This window comes from Frankia sp. AgPm24, assembly GCF_023243055.1.
GTDB lineage: Bacteria > Actinomycetota > Actinomycetes > Frankiales > Frankiaceae > Frankia > Frankia umida.
In genome coordinates this window covers 1-15669 of record NZ_JALKFW010000152.1, presented here as the reverse complement: position 1 = coordinate 15669, position 15669 = coordinate 1, and the positions used below count along the sequence as shown (strand labels likewise).

12 protein-coding genes and 2 pseudogenes are annotated in these 15669 nt (G+C 67.0%); 9 read left to right on the top strand and 5 right to left on the bottom strand.

The window, feature by feature from the left end; all coding sequences use genetic code 11:
- Nucleotides 1-561: 561 nt before the first annotated feature.
- Both MXD61_RS07420 and MXD61_RS07415 read left to right on the top strand, forming a co-directional pair.
- Nucleotides 562-1614: an integrase core domain-containing protein gene (locus MXD61_RS07420; protein ID WP_374628568.1), complete on the top strand. Its 1053-nt coding sequence runs from the start codon at nucleotides 562-564 to the stop codon at nucleotides 1612-1614.
- Between the two features lie 330 nt (nucleotides 1615-1944).
- Nucleotides 1945-3144: an EAL domain-containing protein gene (locus tag MXD61_RS07415; protein WP_248812091.1), complete on the top strand. Its 1200-nt coding sequence runs from the start codon at nucleotides 1945-1947 to the stop codon at nucleotides 3142-3144.
- 257 nt (nucleotides 3145-3401) lie between these two features.
- Here MXD61_RS07415 and MXD61_RS07410 read toward each other — a convergent pair whose 3' ends face one another.
- A complete protein-coding gene (locus MXD61_RS07410; protein WP_248812090.1) occupies nucleotides 3402-3686 on the bottom strand; it encodes a hypothetical protein in 285 nt (94 codons plus the stop codon).
- Between the two features lie 79 nt (nucleotides 3687-3765).
- Here MXD61_RS07410 and MXD61_RS07405 point away from each other — a divergent pair, with 79 nt between their 5' ends.
- Nucleotides 3766-4476, top strand: a complete 711-nt coding sequence (locus MXD61_RS07405; RefSeq protein WP_248812089.1) for an IS6 family transposase — start codon at nucleotides 3766-3768, stop codon at nucleotides 4474-4476.
- Nucleotides 4477-4538: 62 nt separating this feature from the next.
- Here MXD61_RS07405 and sigJ read toward each other — a convergent pair whose 3' ends face one another.
- The 3 genes and pseudogenes from sigJ to MXD61_RS07390 form a co-directional block, all read right to left on the bottom strand.
- Nucleotides 4539-5456: an RNA polymerase sigma factor SigJ gene (gene sigJ / locus MXD61_RS07400; RefSeq protein ID WP_248812088.1), complete on the bottom strand. Its 918-nt coding sequence runs from the start codon at nucleotides 5454-5456 to the stop codon at nucleotides 4539-4541.
- 121 nt (nucleotides 5457-5577) lie between these two features.
- Nucleotides 5578-5940 (bottom strand): annotated as a pseudogene (locus tag MXD61_RS07395) (beta-ketoacyl synthase N-terminal-like domain-containing protein); the annotation flags it as partial.
- A pseudogene (locus MXD61_RS07390) lies at nucleotides 5937-6422 on the bottom strand (beta-ACP synthase); the annotation flags it as partial. The pseudogenes MXD61_RS07390 and MXD61_RS07395, both read right to left, overlap by 4 nt.
- 31 nt (nucleotides 6423-6453) lie before the next feature.
- Between MXD61_RS07390 and MXD61_RS07385 the strand changes: the two are divergent.
- A complete protein-coding gene (locus MXD61_RS07385; protein ID WP_248812086.1) occupies nucleotides 6454-6693 on the top strand; it encodes a gamma-glutamyl-gamma-aminobutyrate hydrolase family protein in 240 nt (79 codons plus the stop codon).
- Between the two features lie 123 nt (nucleotides 6694-6816).
- Here MXD61_RS07385 and MXD61_RS07380 read toward each other — a convergent pair whose 3' ends face one another.
- The gene (locus MXD61_RS07380; RefSeq protein ID WP_163550336.1) at nucleotides 6817-7275 is read right to left on the bottom strand and encodes a carboxymuconolactone decarboxylase family protein; all 459 of its coding nucleotides are present in this window, start codon (nucleotides 7273-7275) and stop codon (nucleotides 6817-6819) included.
- Between the two features lie 273 nt (nucleotides 7276-7548).
- Here MXD61_RS07380 and MXD61_RS07375 point away from each other — a divergent pair, with 273 nt between their 5' ends.
- From MXD61_RS07375 to MXD61_RS07355, 5 genes are all read left to right on the top strand, one after another.
- A complete protein-coding gene (locus tag MXD61_RS07375; RefSeq protein ID WP_248812085.1) occupies nucleotides 7549-7974 on the top strand; it encodes a hypothetical protein in 426 nt (141 codons plus the stop codon).
- Nucleotides 7975-8096: 122 nt separating this feature from the next.
- Nucleotides 8097-8774, top strand: coding sequence for a DDE-type integrase/transposase/recombinase (locus tag MXD61_RS07370; protein ID WP_248812084.1), 678 nt, complete (start codon nucleotides 8097-8099; stop codon nucleotides 8772-8774).
- Between the two features lie 116 nt (nucleotides 8775-8890).
- Nucleotides 8891-10300 carry a transposase gene (locus tag MXD61_RS07365; protein ID WP_248812083.1) on the top strand — a complete coding sequence of 470 codons (1410 nt, stop codon included), beginning with the start codon at nucleotides 8891-8893 and terminating at the stop codon, nucleotides 10298-10300.
- Nucleotides 10282-14112, top strand: coding sequence for an amino acid adenylation domain-containing protein (locus tag MXD61_RS07360; protein ID WP_248812082.1), 3831 nt, complete (start codon nucleotides 10282-10284; stop codon nucleotides 14110-14112). Before MXD61_RS07365 ends, MXD61_RS07360 begins: the two co-directional genes overlap by 19 nt.
- Entirely contained in the window at nucleotides 14112-15638 is a 1527-nt protein-coding gene (locus MXD61_RS07355; protein WP_248812081.1) for an AMP-binding protein, read from the top strand. Before MXD61_RS07360 ends, MXD61_RS07355 begins: the two co-directional genes overlap by 1 nt.
- Nucleotides 15639-15669: the final 31 nt, after the last annotated feature.

Here is a 15669-nt window from a genome sequence, read left to right as displayed (position 1 = left end):
CCCACACCCCCCCCCCGCGCCCCGCCGCGCGGGGCGTGGGGCGCCCCCCCCCCCCCGGGCCCCCGCACCACCCATTCATGATCATTGTGGCCGCGGTGTGGCCGCGAACAGCGCGGTGACGCCTGTCATTTCGCGACACATCTCGTCATCACACAGCGTAAAACATGCTGGTAGAACACCCTATTTGGCAGCGCTTGACACGTTGTGACAGCCCGTCCGGCCGGCTTTTAACCGGCGGGTTCAGGGTTCGAGTCCCTGACGGCCCACCCGAAGACGGGTTCAAGACCTGCATGGTTGGCATTTCCTACCTACTCGCTCGCACTGCGATGATCGTTGTGGGTGGACTGTGGGTGAGAAGGGCGCATTACACGCCGCGGAACCGCCCTGACCACCGTCTCCGCGACCGCCTGCCCGGTAGACCGCAACAGGTGCGCGTACAGCCGACCGGTGATCGCGGGCGAGGAGTGGCCGAGGCTGTGGGGCTTCAGAACCCCGATTTGGGCGGTGACCTGCATGTTTGCCTGCGGGACGGGGCCCCCGTGTCGGGCAGGCTGGATGGTCATGGTGTGGTCCCTGCTCTACGCCCTGACACGCAACGCTCTCGGACTGATGCTGCTCCGGATGCGTGGGGACACCGCGAAGGAGGTGGAGCTCCTTGTCCTGCGACACCAGGTGGCGGTGCTGCGACGGCAGGTCCACCGTCCGACGTTGGAACCCGCGGATCGGGTGATCCTCGCAGCCCTGTCCCGGGCTCGGTGGGGTTCGTTTTTCGTCACCCCGACCACCGTGCTGCGCTGGCACCGTGAGCTCCTCGCACGCAAATGGACCTACCCGCGGAAGTCGTCCGGTCGGCCGCCGGTCCACCGGGAGATCCGCGAGCTGATTCTGCGACTCGCGCGGGAGAACCCGACCTGGGGCCACCGCCGGATCCAGGGAGAACTGATCGGGCTGGGCTACTCGGTCGGGGTCGCCACCGTCTGGCGGATCCTGCACCGCGCCGGCGTCGACCCAGCGCCGCGGCGAGCCGACGCCTCCTGGCGGACGTTCCTGCGCGCCCAGGCCTCCGGCCTGCTGGCCTGCGATTCCTTCACGGTGGACACCGTGTTCCTGCAACGGATCCACGTGTTCTTCGTCGTCGAACACGCCACCCGCCATGTCCATGTCCTCGGGATCACGAAGCACCCGACCACGGCCTGGGTCACCCAGCAGGCACGGAACCTGCTGATGAATCTCGAGGAGCGCAGCCACCGATTCCGGTTCCTCCTCCGTGACCGCGACACGAAATTCACGGCTTCCTTCGACGCTGTCTTCACCGGGGCCGGCATCGACGTGGTACGCACACCGCCACAAGCCCCGCAGGCGAACGCGATCGCGGAACGCTGGGTCGGCACCGTCCGCCGGGAATGCACCGACAGCCTGTTGATCGTCTCCGAACGGCACCTGACGTCGGTCCTCGACAGCTACGCCGAGCATTTCAACACCCACCGGCCTCACCGCTCCCTCGGCCAGCACCCGCCCGACTCGCCACCCGTGGTCGCCCCGACATCGGAGTCCACCATCCGTCGCACACGTATCCTCGGCGGGTTGATCAGCGAGTATCGCAACGCCGCCTGACACCTCCCGGTGAAGACCGCATCAACCGCAAAAGGCCAGCTCACAGGCCGAATCGGGATTCTGGAGCCCCGCAGGTTTAATTCCGCAATTGTCATAAAAATCTGCCATGCCACTTCAGGAGCCTGTCGAAAAATAGTCCCTAAGATCCTTTATCTGGTCATCCCATACAGTCAGATTGCGACAGAAGCGGGCGATCCCGGCGCGGTCTCACGTTTTTCGGCAGTCTCCCAGGGCACGCTTCGACCATCACGGACAGGGCCCAGCCTGGCCTGTCGGGTATGGAGTGGAGGTGCGAATTGGCTGGGATCCGAGCATGGTGGGGTGGTGAGGATGGCGATGGTCGGTCCATCGGTTCCGGGAACGCGCGTGGATGTTCGGGATCCGGACACGGCCGTGGTGGACCTGCTCGGTGTTCTGCGCCGGCAGTTGGGGATGGATTTTGCCTGGATGTCTCGACTGGAGGGTGACCGGAGCGTTCTGCAGGCCTGCCACGGTGACGGAGCCGGCTTTGGCCTCGGCCCAGGGTCGGTCACCGTGTGGCCCGAGGGCGAACCAACGCCCACCCGGCCGTCCTGCGTGCCGGACACGCGAATGGATCCTCTTGCCTCCAGGCTGGCAGTCGTGGCTGCACTCGGGATCGGCGCGTACGCGGTCGCGCCGATCCACACCGACAGCGGCGAGATCTATGGAACCGTCGGCTGTCTCGCGCACGATCCCCGCCCTGATCTGGACGCCCGACACGCCCAGATACTGACCATGGTCGCCGATCTGCTCGGTGTTTCGGTCCGCGATCTGCACCAGATGTGGGAGCGCTCCAGCCACAGGTGGCAGGCAGTCCGTCGTGTTCTTGACAACGGCGGCCCCAGCCTCGTGTATCAGCCCATCTTTGATCTGCGCACCGGTGCCACCGCCGGAGTCGAGGCACTGTCCCGGTTTCCCACCTCCGCTACCGATCCCGAACAGTGGTTCGCCCATGCAGCCAGCGTCGGACTCGGGATCGAGCTGGAACTGGCCGCCGTTCGCAAGGCCCTCCCCGTGCTGCGCCGGGGTCCCCCATCAGCCCAGCTGGCGGTCAACGTGTCCCCGAGCACTCTTGTCGGCGGCCTGATCGACCTGTTGATCACCAGCGCAGCCCATGCCGATCTCAGCCGTCTCGTCGTAGAAATCACCGAACACGAAAGCAATTTCGAGGACCCGGCAGTACTGCACGCAGCACGAGAACTGCGCAACCTCGGAGCGAGGATCGCCGTCGATGACATCGGCACCGGCTACTCCGGGCTGCAACGCCTCGTCAATCTTCGCCCCGAAGTGATCAAGGTGGATCGGTGCCTGATCCATGGCATCAACACCGATCCCGTCCGCCGGGCCACCGCGATCGCGCTGGTGTACATCGGTCAGGAGATCGACAGCTCGATCATCGCCGAGGGCATCGAGACCTCCGCCGAACTCGCCGCCGTCCAGAACGCCGGAATCTGCTACGGCCAGGGGCACCTTCTCGCTCGACCGAATATCCAACCAATCTTCCGCTGAACCAACCGCCACCACAACGCCCGACCCCGCGAAATACGCGCCCAGTCTGCCCCCGGGCTGGCCGGCGCCAGAATCACGCCGTCGACGGCCGCGGTCGGCTGGTTGACCATCCGGGTACGGGGTGTGCGCGGACCGCCACCCCGCCGCGATCATTATTGGTGCGGGTCATCCGATGGGTCTACGGCGCACGCTGATGCCGAACGCGGGCCCTCCACGGCCCGATGGTCACGGAGTATCTCCGAATGCGCGTCAGGATTCTACGGCTTCCCCGTGTGTGTTCGCTGACGGCGGTAACGCTCGACAAGGTGCGATACCAGAAACAGCCCCGCGCCGAAGGCCGCCCAGATGAATCCCCAGAACACTGCCGCCCACACGGTGAACACGCCGGCAATCGCTGTGCCGGTGCGACGCTGGAAGGTGTCCCCCGCCGTGTCACCGCACCGCCGGCGGACGACCGCGGACCCTACGGTGCCCACCACAAGATTGACCATCGAGAACCCGAGGATCCACTTGTAGTCCCCCGGGGGCACCGTTGTGTTCACACCTCAATATAGAGCGACGGGCGCTGTTGCATCGGCGAAGTCCGCCATCGTGCGGCTGCCGATCAGTCATGATCGGATCATGCGTCGACGTCATGTCCGTCCACCGGCTCCGACGTCGGAGTTCGCCGGGTTCCGCTTCCCGCCCGAGGTGATCGTTCTGGCGGTACGGTGGTACCTACGGTTCGCGCTGTCCTACCGGGATGTCGAGGAGCTCCTCGCCGAGCGGGGCATCGAGATTGATCACGTCACGGTGTACCGGTGGGTGCAGCGCTTCACACCCCTCTTGGTCGACGCGGCCCGGCCGTGCCGGCACCGGCCCGACGACAGATGGTTCATCGACGAGACCTACGTCAAGGTCTCCGGCCGCTGGACCTACCTCTACCGGGCGGTCGACCAGCACGGCCAGGTCATCGACGTCCTGGCCAGCGCACGGCGCGACCAGGCCGCCACCCGGCGATTCTTCGTTCGAGCGTTGACGCATGGACGCCGCCCGGGCGAGGTCACCACCGACAAGGCCCCGGTTTACCCGCGGATCCTCGACGAGCTGCTCCCCGAGGCCTGGCACGCCGACGCCGCCCGGGAGAACAACCGAATCGAAGCCGACCACGGCCGGTGGAAAGCACGGCTGCGGCCGATGCGCGGACTGAAACGTCTCCGCTCCGTTCAGACCGTCAGCGCCGGACACGCCCTCGTGCAGAACATCCGCCGCGGCCACTACGAGCTCGCTGGCGACACCGACCCGCGCCTGCGGCTGGCAGCCGCGTTCACCGAGCTCGCCGCCGCCGTCTGACCACCGATCATCGAGGCCGCTGGCATGCCCAGCTGCCCCAGAACGCAACAGCGCCGGGCCACTCACGCCGTGCCGTCGAGTGTGACGGCCGCCAGGTCCAGGGAGTTGAGTCGATCGGGGTCGACGATGGCGTAGATCTCGGCGATCCGTTCGTCGGTCACGGTGAAGCCCATCAGCGAGATCGGCTGGTCGTCGAGGGTGATGACCACTCCCGCGGCGCCGTTGACCAGTGCCGGGCGCACCGCCGCCGAGGGCTGGGCAAACATGAGCGCCCTGCGGGCGACGGCCGGTGCCCCGCGGACCACCGCCGTGGCCTGCGGCCGGCCGACTCCGCCGTCGGCGCGCAGGATGATGTCGGGATCCAGCAGCTCGACGAGGGCGTCGAAGTCGCCGCCGCGGGCGGCGGCGAAGAAGGCGTCGACGACCCGGCGCTGGACGGTGTGGTCGACGTCCGGGGTCGATGTGCCCAGCTCCCGCACCCGGCGGCGGGCCCGGCTGGCCAGCTGCCGCGCCGCGGTCGGGGTGCGGTCGACCATCGGCGCGATCTCGTCAAACGGTAGGCCGAACATGTCGTGCAGCACGAAGGTGAGCCGCTCGGCGGGCGTCAGGGTGTCGAGGATGATGATCAGGGCGAGTCCGACCGACTCCGCGAGCAGCGCCTCCTGTTCGGGCTGTTCGGGTTGCTGGGGGCCACCGACCGGGTCCGGGGCGACAATCGGGTCGGGGACGTACACCCCGATCGGATCCTCGGTCCGCACCCGGCGGGCCCGCAGCATGTTCAGGCAGATCCGGGCAACGACGGTGGTGAGCCAGCCGCCCAGGTTCTCTATCTCACCGGCCCCGGGCCGGTTCAGCCGCAGCCAGGCGTCCTGCACCGCGTCATCGGCCTCGTGCAGGGAGCCCAGCATGCGGTAGGCGACGGCGCGAAGGTGCCCGCGGTGTTCCTCGAACCGCGCGGCGAGCCACTCTGCATCTTCCACCGGTCACACTCCTCCCGCGGTCGACGCGTGTCATAGCCATGACCGACGACAGTCGGCCCGTGTGACAGGGAAGGTTGAGCAGATGTCGGCGATGCTACTGAGAACCAAGGTGAAGCCTGAGAAGGCCTTCGAGTTCGCGCTGACCGAACTCGAAGCCTCCCACCGAACTGGCCGTAACGACGCCCCGTTCGTAGGGATCGCCGGTGGACGTGTCCACCGCCGCGTCCGCGAAGGTCTGCTCCGCGGCCACGAGTGCGAGCCGGGTCATGTGATCCGTCTGCGGCAGCAGCCGGCTGGGCAGATGCGCGGCGGCGTCGAAGCCGGCGACCTCACCCGCCAGCCGGCTGGGGTAACCGGCCGGGTCGAAGCGGGTGAGCGGCCGGATCCCAGACACTCCCGCGCGGGTCGCCGCCCAGAACTCCTCGGTGCCGAGACCGTTGGGCGCGGCAACGCCGATCCCGGTGATCACCGGGTTGCCGGTCATCGCGCGGTCCCGTTCGCCTGCCGGAGCACCATGGCGCTCTGGAAACCACCGAAACCGCTGCCCACGGTGAGAACCGGGTCCGTGCGCCACTCCCGCGCGACCCGCGAGACGTAGTCCAGGTCGCACTCCGGGTCGGGCGTGTCGAGGTTGGCGGTGGGCGGGACCACGTTGTGCCGCATCGCCAGCAGGGACGCCGCGATCTCCAGCGAACCGATCGCGCCGAGCGAGTGACCGATCATCGACTTGATCGAGCCGACCGGGACCCGGTAGGCGTGCTCCCTGAGCCCGAGCTTGAACGCGGACGTCTCGTGCCGGTCGTTCTGCCTCGTCCCGGACCCGTGGGCGTTGACGTAGTCGATGGTGGACGGATCCGCCTCCGCCAACGCGCCGCGGATGGCCTGCGCGAGCTCCACGCCGTCGGCGCGCAGCCCGGTCATGTGGAAGGCATTGCAGTGCGAACCGAACCCGGCGATCTCGCCGTAGCCACAGAAGGTCAGGCTGGCGCCGGGCAGTTTGCTGGCCACCGTTCTCGGTGAGACCGTGATCGTCCCCTGCCATCACCATCAGGCGATCGATGAACTCGGGGCGGGTCTGCGGGCCACCGGGCACGCTGATGACGGGGTCGTCGAAGCCGTGGAACTCGACGGCTACCCGTTCACCGTGGCGGTGCAGTGGCACGCCGAGGCAGACCCGGACTCGCGGCTGTTCTTCGCCCTGACCTCGGCGGCTGCCGCCCGGAACAAACACGGATAGCCGACGGTGTCCAGGTCGGGAGTGCCGGGTGGCACCCCCGACCTGGACACATCGGGTACGAGCGGCCCGCCGCCGGGTAGCCGGCCGGCTACCCGGCGGTGACGCTCACCGGTCGACAGACGCTTACCAGGCGCCCGCGCCCGCGGTCTGCTTGGTGATGGCGTTCAGCCGGTTGAAGACGTTCGTCGTGGCGATCTTGAGGAGGAGTGAGGCCATGCCCCGGTCGTCGTAGTGCCGGACCGCCTCGTTCCACACGTCGTCCGGCACGGGGTCGGTACGGTCGCTGAGCCGGGTGGCGCCTTCGGCGAGCGCCAGCGCGGCGCGCTCCGCGTCGTTGAAGTAGGTGGTGTCGCGCCAGGCGACGACGGCGCCGAGCCGCTCCGGCGTCTCGCCGGCCTTGAGCGCGTCCCGGACACCGGCGTCCACGCAGGCGCTGCAGCCGTTGACCTGGCTCACCCGCAGGTGGACCAGTGCGAGGGTCACCAGCGGCACGTCGGCGGACTCGCTGGCGGCGTTCAGCGCCGCGATCGCCGGCCAGGCCTCGGCGATGACTGCGGCCGGGTTCTTCATACGTGCTGCCACGTTCGTCCTTTCGAGCGCCGCCCCACCGGCGGCGCCACATGTGAGGGATCGGAAGCGCTGGATGCTGACCGGGCCAGGTTCCGGCCGTACCGCTGGGTAAATCCGGGTCCGGCTCCGGTCTGGCTGGCGCTTCCTGTCGCTCCTATGACCCCCCGCGGGGTCTGTGTGTGACAGCGCGGAGCTGAGACGGACCCCGCCCCCTCTCTGTCAGACTCGAGTGAGACACCGATGTGGGTGTGGGGCTGGCTATGGAGGGCGTGATCGGAGATCCTGATGTTCGTGGAGTCTGAGTCGCGGGAGGATCCCGGCGGGTCGCCGTCGTCGCGTGATCCGGCGCCGCGTCCGTCGCGGCGGGTGTTCACCGCGGAGTACAAGCTGCGGATCGTCGCGGAGTATGAGAACGCCCCGCACGGCGAGAAAGGCGCGGTCCTGCGGCGGGAGGGATTGTTCTCCTCGCATGTGGTGGAGTGGACCCGGGCGCGTGACGCGGGAGCCCTGGGAAGAGCAGGCTCTCCGGCGCGTGCTCCGGAGAGAAAGCCGGGGAAGTCGGCGGATCAGGTCGAGCTGGAGAAGCTCCGCCGCGAGAACGAAAGACTGAAGGCTCGGCTCGCGACGACGGAGACCGCGCTGGATATTATGGGAAAAGCACGCGCTCTCTTGCAGCAGGTCTCCGAGAGAGCGGACTCCGATCAGCAGTAGGCCCGGTGTTGAACGAGGCTTTTGATGGGCTTCGCGGCGCGGGTGTTCCGGTGCGGCGGGCGTGTGCGTATGTCGGCCGGTCCCGGGCGACGCATTATCGTCATGCCGCGCCGCGGGGGCCGGTGCATGGGCCGTGGCCGGCGCGGACCCCGCCGCCTGGGGCGTTGTCCGACGCCGAACGGGCGCGGGTCCTGGCGGTGCTGGCGAGCCCGGGCTACCAGGATCTCGCGATCCCGCAGGTCTGGGCCCGGGAGCTTGATGCTGGCCGCTACTGGTGTTCGCTGTCGACGATGTACCGGATCGCCCGGGCGGCGGGCCAGACCCGGGAACGCCGTGCGCAGGCGACCCATCCACCGCGGGTCCGTCCCGAGCTGTCCGCGACCGGACCGTCACAGGTCTGGTCGTGGGACATCACCGCGTTGAAAGGACCCGAGAAAGGAGTCTGGTACAAGCTTTACGTCATCATCGACATCTACTCCCGGTATGTGACCGGCTGGCTTGTCGCTGCCGCCGAGGATGCGGTGGTCGCGAAGGATTTCCTGGAGGAGGCGGTACACCGGAACGGGTCGGCTCCCCGATCGATCCACGCGGATCGTGGTGGAGCGATGGTCTCGAAGCAGGTGTCGGAACTCCTCGTCGACCTGGGTGTCCACCGGTCCCATTCACGGCCGCGGACGTCGAACGACAATCCGTTTTCGGAAGCCCAGTTCAAAACTCTCAAGTACAGCTATGATTTCGGGTCTTCGAAGTTAACCGGGGTGAGGTGTGGGGCTCGCGTCCGGCTTGGTGGCTGTGCGTGATGCTGGTCTGGTGTGGCTTGGGTGTAGGACGCTGGCGTGTCGTGGCGTGAAAAGACCCGCAACCCCTGGTGATCTTGGTTGTTCTGACGCAATCAGGACACCGTGGGGTTACGGGCTTGGACGATCATACGAGTGACGCGACGTTGTTGCTGGACCTCGACGGGATGGCGGTGGAGCGGGTCGAGCGGTTGGCCGACGGGTCACGGGTGGCGTGGCTGGTGACCGCGGACGAGGCGGCGCGGGCGTGTCCGGGCTGCGGGGTGTTCTCGGGGCGGGTGAAGGGCGTGGTGCGCACCCGGCCGCGGGATCTGCCGTGCGGGTCTGGCGGGCTGCAACTGGTGTGGGTCAAGCGCCGCTGGTACTGCCGGGAGCCGTTGTGCGGGCGGGGGTCGTTCACCGAGTCGCTGCCGGTGGTGGCGGCCCGGGCCCGCCTGACGTCCCGGGTACGGCGGGAGGCCGCCGACCGGGTGGTCGACGGGACGTGCGCCACGGTGGTGGCCGCTGGCCGACAGCTGGGGCTGTCCTGGCCGACGGTGATGGACGCGGTACGCGAGCGGGCCGGGTCGTTGACCAGCGGCGCGGTGGCGCCGGTGGAGGTGCTCGGGATCGACGAGGTTCGCCGCGGCCGGCCGCGATGGCGCCCTCCCGACGCCACGCCGCCGACGCCGGGCCCGACGTCCGAACCCGCCCCGCCGGGCCCGGTCACGCCACCGCCGTCCACACCGGCGGGTGCCGAACCGGCGAGGGCCCGGGTGCTGGCCGACCGTTGGCACGTCGGGTTCACCGACGTCGGTGGCGGGCAGGGGATGCTCGGCCAGGTCGAGGGCCGCACCGGCGACGACGTCGCCTACTGGCTGGCCAGCCAACCGCCGGCCTGGCGTGACCGGGTCCGCTATGTGGCGATCGACATGTGCACCGTGTTCGTCTCCGCGGTCCGCCGCTACCTGCCCCACGCCGAGCTGGTCGTCGACCACTTCCACATCGTCAAGCTCGCGAACGACACCGTCGCGGAGGTCCGCCGCCGCGTCACCACCACGACCCGAGGCCGACGCGGCCGCGACAGCGACCCCGAATGGAAGATCCGTAACCTGCTGCGCCGTAACCGGGAGGACCTCACCCCGAAAGCGCTCACGAAACTGTGGAACACCCTGCTCGACCTCGACGAACCCGGCCTGACGATCCTGTCGGCGTGGATCGCCAAGGAAGAGCTCCGCGCACTGCTCGCTCTCGCCGGCACCCACCCCGACCGCACCGTGATCTCCCACCGGCTCACGAGGTTCTACACTTGGTGCGCCGACGCCGACGTCCCCGAGCTCGAACGCCTCGCCACCACCGTCAGCACCTGGTGGACCTGCATCGAAACGTTCCTCCACACCACGATCACCAACGCCGCCAGCGAGGGCTACAACCGCGTCGTCAAACTCGACGCCCGCAACGCCTACGGATACCGCAACCCCACCAACCAGCGCCTACGAACACGCTGCGCGACCACCCGCCGAGCCCGCGGATGCCTCAAGCCCGCCTAACTTCGAAGAGCCCACATAGTCGGCCAGCAGAGTTCGTGCGTCGCCAGGCTCGGCTGCCTGAACACCGCTACCAGCGACTGCGCAGATGCGCCCAGGCGATGGCCGTGACCCCGTCGGTGCTGCTCTGCGCCGCCTACGCCGAGGTGCTGCGTGTGTGGAGCGCCTCCGCGCACTTCACACTAAACGTCACGCTCTCCGAGCGGCCGGGGTGGCATCCCGACATCTCTCGGCTTATCGGCGACTTCACCAGCACCGTCCTGCTGGAGTGCGACCTCTCCGACACTCGTGATCTAGCCAGCACCGCCACGGAGATGCAGGCGCAGCTGCGCACTGACCTGGCCCACAGCGCGTTCGGTGGGGTCGCAATGCAGCGCGAACTGGCCCGGCAGGGCGACGGCACGCAGGCCAGGATGCCTGTAGTTTTCACCGGCCTGCTGCATGAGCCGGACGGTCTCGGTTCGCTGGAGGGGGTGGTCTTCCAGACTGGATACGCTGTTTCCCAGACACCCCAAGTGTTCCTCGACAATCAGGTTCTCATCCACGGTGGTGACCTGGTAGTCAGCTGGGACGCGGTGGACGAGTCGTTCCCCAGCGGGATGATCGACGACATGTTCGCGGGCTACGTCGGTTTGCTGAATCGCATCAGCGAGGACGATAGCCAGGCGCACGCTGCGGTCCCCGTTCCGGTTCCACTGCGCCAGCTCGACGTGCGGGTGGAGGTGAACAGCACCACTGGCCCGTTGCCCCACGAGTTGATTCACGCCGGTGTCGACCGCCAAGTCTCTGCTCGCGGTGACGCGCCGGCCGTGGTCACTGCCGACCGCGCGCTGAGCTTCCGGGAGCTGGACCGGCGTGCCAACCAGGTGGCCCACCGGCTACGCGGGTTTGGGGCCGCCCGAAACGAGCTAGTCGCCATCGTGATGCACAAAGGCTGGGAACAGGTGGTCGCTGCGCTGGGTATCACCCGAGCCGGCGCCGCCTACCTACCGGTGGACGCAGGCCTCCCGACGGATCGGATTGCAGAACTGTTGACCACGGCCGAGGTCAACACGGTACTGACCCAGCCCGGTCTGACGCCACCTGGCGGTGACCGGCATCTCGTCGTCGAATCCCAGCCCTGGCCGGATATACCGGATGGTCCCGTTGACGCGCCGACCACCGGCATCGACGACCTGGCCTACGTCATCTTTACTTCAGGATCGACCGGGCGACCAAAAGGGGTGATGATTACTCACCGTGGCGCCGTGAATACGCTCGCTGATGTTACTGAGCGGTTCTCGGTTGGCCCGCAGGACCGGATTCTCGGTGTGTCTTCCCTGAGCTTCGACCTTTCCGTGTTCGACGTATTCGGCGTACTGGGTGCCGGTGGCGCTGTGGTCCTGCCCGGCGCGGAAGATATCCGAGACCCTGGCCGACTGGCCCAAATGGTTCGCGAGCACCAGGTCACCCTGTGGAACACGGTGCCCGCGCTATTGGAACTCTTGATCGAAGACATCGAGAGGAACAAGACCACACTTCCCTCGGAGCTACGCGCGGTCCTGCTCAGCGGCGACTGGATACCGCTGTCTTTGCCCGCCAGGGTACGGGCCGTGAGCGCAGGAGATCCGGAGCTGTACAGCCTCGGCGGGGCGACAGAGGCATCTATCTGGTCGATCTGGCATCCGATTGCCCGCGTCGACCCGATGTGGCGCAGCATCCCTTACGGCACTCCGCTCCGCAACCAGACCTTCCACGTGCTCGACCCGAGGTTGGAACCCCGGCCAGATCTCGTTCCCGGGGAGCTGTTCATCGGCGGGGCCGGCCTGGCCGAAGGGTATTGGTCGCAGCCGCAGCTGACGGCGGAGTCTTTCCTCTTCCATCCGGCCACCGGCGAACGCCTGTACCGGACTGGCGATGTTGGCCGCTACCACCCGGATGGCAGCATCGAGTTCCTCGGCCGACAGGACACTCAGGTGAAGGTCGGTGGTCACCGGATCGAGTTGGGCGAGATCGAGGCGGTACTCGCCGAACACGACGCGGTGAGTACCGCGGTCGCCGTCGCATCCGGACCCACCATGGGCCCTAAACACTTGATCGCATACGTCGTGCCAACCGGGGAGGTTGACACAACCCAGCTGTCGGCCTTTTTGGCAGGTCGTCTTCCCGCCTATATGCTACCTGCGACGATCATTCCTCTGGCCCGTCTACCGCTCACCTCGAACGGCAAGGTCGACCGCTCTGCGCTGCCCTCACCGCCGCAGTCCTCCGAGATTACAGAGCCGCCATCCACACCCGCGGAACATGCAATGGCGGCGGCCTGGCGGGAAGTTCTCCGTGTGAGTCAGGTTGGTCGGAACGACAACTTCTTCGCCCTGGGTGGAGATTCGCTGCTCGGAATGCGCGCGGTGGCCAAGGCTGCCGAACGGGGGCTCTTCCTGACCGCGGCTGAGTTCCACCGATGTCCCACAGTGGCTGAGCAGGCGAGGATCGCCCGCACCCAACCGGATCCCGGTCCGACACGGGCAGCGGTCACTGGATCCGTGCGGCTGAGCCCAAGCCAGCGCTGGTTCTTCGAGCGCGACTTCGCCCAGCCGAGCCACTGGAACGGTATGTGGCCCATGTTCGTATTAAACCAGCCTTTGGACCCCGATCTACTCGAGCGGGCGGCGCGGCTAGTGATGGTCCATCACGAGGCCCTACGTACCCGCTTCCGGCGTCATCCCGGCGGCTGGCAGGCCGAGATCGTAGACATCGAGTCCGTCCAGCCGGACCCAGTGACTGTGGTGTCACTGGTCGACACTCTCGACGATGACCTCGAATGGCAGATCAGCGTCCAGGTCGCGGCACGTAACGGAAGTCTTAACCTTGCAGATGGCCCGGTAGTCCGGTTGACCTATTTCGATCTCGGACAAAATCGTGCGCCCCGGCTGCTGATTAGCGCGCACTGGCTGGTGATGGACTACTACTCGTCACGGGTCTTCTACGAGGACCTCAGATCAGCCTACTTCGCGCTCGAGGCTGGTGATTTGCCGCAGTTGCCGCCTAGGACGGCATCACTGCCCGCCTGTCTTGACGCACTTGATGCGTATGCGGCGAGCTCCGAAGTTGTGGCCGAACTACCCTATTGGGAGACCATTGCGGCCGTTTCCCAGGCTCCGCTTCCTGTCGATTTTAGGCTCGGCGAGAACACCCAGGCGTCGGCAGCCCGTCATTTCTCGCGAATTACCGGAGATCTCGCTCATGCCGTGGTCGTCCAGTTGCCACGCGAACATGGAGTCGAGATCCGCGATGTGCTGGTTGCCGCGCTCGTACACGCGCTGACAGCCTGGACCGGCCGGAAGGAGGTGCTGGTCGAACTGGAGGGCCACGGTCGGGAACGGGCCTACGGCGAGCTGGACGTGGCACGTACGGTTGCCAGGCTGTCCACCTTGTCGCCAGCACTGCTGCGTGCCGACGGTCTGGCCCCGGTGTGCGCCCAATTGGCGGCCATCCCGCAGCGGGGTACCGGCTTCGGAGTTCTTCGCTACCTGCATCCCGATCCGAGAATCAGGGCGCGGCTGGCCAGGACGCCAGCCCCGGATGTCGGATTCAACTTCTGGGGAGATGTGAGTGAGTATTTCACCGAGGACGCATATCCAGTGATCGACTCCTTCGGCTACCACCGCAGTGAGTCCGCCAGCCGGCCCCGGACGCTGGACCTCACCGCGCTGGTCGTGGATGGAGATTTGTGGCTCAACTGGACCTACAGCACGAACCTGCACGCCGAAACGACCATTCGCTCACTCGACGAACGGTTCGCCGTCGAGCTGGCCAGGCTGATCGAAGAGCTGTGATGACGGACTATACGCGTCCCGAGGATCTGTTCGGCGCCGCGACCGTGCCAGAGATCGTGGAGCTGGCCGCCGTTGGCCGGCGCGGGATCATGCTAGTGGACAGCGAGCTGAGAGAGACCCCGCTACCCTATTCGCTGCTGGCTGCCTCGGCCCGTCGAGTGGCGACCCGCCTGGCCAGGCTGGGGGTGTGCCAAGGCGACCGGGTTGCCCTTGTGTCGTCGACCAGTGCCCGGTTCCTGCTTTGCCTGTTCGGCGTTTGGCGGGCGGGCGCTGTGCCGGTGATACTGGCGCCACCGCACCGACTTTCTGACCTCACCCACATCATGGCGGATGTGCGTCGGCGGCTAGATCACGTGGATGCGCGGTACGTGGTGGTCGCCGACTCGTTCGGCGGCTTTGTCGAAAAACGCGTCGGTATCAATCGACCGGTGGTCACCTGTGGGGATCTGGTCGCCGGACGCGATGACGCTGCGCCGGCCATCTTCACGCAGCCCGATGATTTGGCCTATCTGCAGTTCACCTCTGGGACCACTGGGCCGGCCAAGGCGGTCGCGCTCACCCATCGGCAGATGCTCACCAACGTGGTCGTGTGCTGTGAGCGCCTGCTGGTCGAAGGCGAGCACAGCGTGCACCTGAGCTGGGCTCCGCTTTACCACGATCTAGGTCTCATCGCGGTGCTCTCCGGCATCGCGTCTGGCATCAGGATGGTTCTCCAGTCACCGGAGGCGTTTCTGGCCGCGCCGGACTCCTGGCTGGACGCAATGTCGCGTTATCGGGCGACCAGCACGGTGACGCCGAACTTCGCCTATGGGTTGGCGGCTCGCAGCATGCGTCAGCGCCCTCGCGACTTGGACCTATCTGCGATGCGGGTATGCGGTGACGGATCCGAGCCGACCCGGGTCGCTGTGATTGAGGATTTCACCGAAACAGGCGCGCGCTATGGGTTGCGGCCGGAGGCCATCACCCCGATGTATGGCCTCGGTGAGGCGACTCTCTCGGTGTCTATGGGCGACCGTTTCAAGCCGATGCTGTGGGACCACGTCCAGCGGGACAACCTGGCCCCTGGCGACATCGCGACCGCCGCAGCCAGAGACGCAGCCGGCACTCGGGCGTTAGCCGTGTGCGGGCATGCGGTGCCTGGCGTTGACCTATCGATCATCAACGAGGGCGGGGCGCAGTTGCCAGAACGCGTGGTCGGTGAGGTCTGCGTGCGTGGCCCGTCAGTGATGACAGGCTACTGGCAGGACCCTGGGTCCACCGAGGAAGTGCTACGGGACGGCTGGCTGCGCACCGGCGATCTCGGCTACCTCACGCCCGATGGCCTGGTGGTCTGTGGCCGGCTCAAGGACATGATCATTGTCGGTGGTGCCAATCTTTACCCTGAGGACTACGAGTATGTTGCAGCGGGGGTCAGCGGGGTCGCTCCGACCTGTGCTGCCTTTGCCGTGGCAGATACAGAGCGAATGATCGTGGCGGTCGAGGCGGAACCCGTCAAGCTGTTTGAGGCAGTGTTGTTCGAAAACTAGCTACTTGCCGGTTCCGGGTCTGGCTGCTCCT

Coding starts and splice junctions, on each gene's coding strand:
- MXD61_RS07420 (WP_374628568.1), top strand. CDS start 562: ATGGTGTGGTCCCTGCTCTACGCCCTGACACGCAACGCTCTCGGACTG.
- MXD61_RS07415 (WP_248812091.1), top strand. CDS start 1,945: ATGGCGATGGTCGGTCCATCGGTTCCGGGAACGCGCGTGGATGTTCGG.
- MXD61_RS07405 (WP_248812089.1), top strand. CDS start 3,766: ATGCGTCGACGTCATGTCCGTCCACCGGCTCCGACGTCGGAGTTCGCC.
- MXD61_RS07375 (WP_248812085.1), top strand. CDS start 7,549: ATGTTCGTGGAGTCTGAGTCGCGGGAGGATCCCGGCGGGTCGCCGTCG.
- MXD61_RS07360 (WP_248812082.1), top strand. CDS start 10,282: ATGCCTCAAGCCCGCCTAACTTCGAAGAGCCCACATAGTCGGCCAGCA.
- MXD61_RS07355 (WP_248812081.1), top strand. CDS start 14,112: ATGACGGACTATACGCGTCCCGAGGATCTGTTCGGCGCCGCGACCGTG.